Raw genomic sequence first — 1170 nt, 5'->3', positions numbered from 1 at the left:
GGTTTTCAATAAGAGCTTGTGGTGTTTTTCTGGAGATCGCTAAGACATTATGACCTGCAGTGGCAACTTGTATAGCCAATTCATAACCAATTCCTCTGGAAGTTCCACTAATGAAAATGTTTTTCAAAATATATTTTTTGGCTAAATTAAAAAAATTCCATCAAGTATAAAACAAGATGGAATTTTAAAATAGATTTTGTGTTTTCGACAATCCTTTAAACTAAAAAATTAATTCTGATTGAAATGAGATTTAAAACAATAATCTAAGTGAACAAAAGAAATTTCTTAAAATTTAATTTTTAGTGTATTCTGTTATATATTTATTGATACAACTGCCACATGTTGGATTTAAAGTTGTTGCAGGTTTACCGTCCCCACTTTCTACAGTATATTTAATTACAGGATAAGTTACCTTAAAACCAAACTGAAAATTCCACCAGCCAGACTCGTTATAATAATAAGGACCGTTCCCTGAAATATTCCAACGCATCGGGTACTTAACATAACCTAAAGTTACATTAGGATCTGGATTTTTAACAATTCCTGTTCCATCTTCAAATAACTCCAAATCCCAAAACCTTTCTATGCCGTTAACTCCGTCAAAATACCTTACCTTCCATTTCCCTTTAAATGCCTGTTTATAAATTGAAATTGAGTCTATTATTTTCAAATTAACATATTCAGAAGATAATCCAGAATTTTTAAATGCTGGTTTGATTTCAAATTTTGTTTCTTGGGTACCCATAACAAAAGTTGAGGCTAACTTCCCTTCAAAACTTGTCAAAATATTTGTATTCCCTTTCAGTGTGGCATCTCCAGAATTAGTTTTAGTTACTTCAAATGGTAAGTCAATAGCATATTCCTTACTGGCCGGATCTATAGTTAAAGTTGATTGTAAAGCACTCCTGTTTATTGAATATTTATATGTTGTTTCATTAACACTTGCAGTAAATGTATGCTCACTTTTAGGCAAACCTGAAAATTCAGTTCCAGTTGGAGTAAGGTATTGAAGCCATGTTGTATTTGTCAATTGTAATTCTCCAAAAGAAACTCCGTCGTAAAAATTTCTAGTTTCTTTTCCTTTAATGTCTGAAAACAGATAATCTCTCAATAAAAGGTACAATGTTGAAGTTTCTTCTACTTTATTTAAATAATTTACAGCAGCATATA

The 1170-nt window shown here is 30.8% G+C and carries 1 protein-coding gene and 1 pseudogene; both read right to left on the bottom strand.

Features of this window, described 5'->3' with window-relative positions:
• Positions 1 to 127: pseudogene (locus tag EKL98_RS16655) on the bottom strand (short-chain dehydrogenase); the annotation flags it as partial.
• A gap of 165 nt (positions 128 to 292) precedes the next feature.
• Positions 293 to 1170: hypothetical protein (locus EKL98_RS17735; RefSeq protein WP_158618348.1), on the bottom strand; the 878-nt coding region annotated here is incomplete at its 5' end.

The sequence above is a fragment of the Flavobacterium bomense genome, from assembly GCF_003970355.1.
Note: the sequence above shows the minus strand (reverse complement) of the source record. Positions and strands in the feature narration are given on the sequence as shown.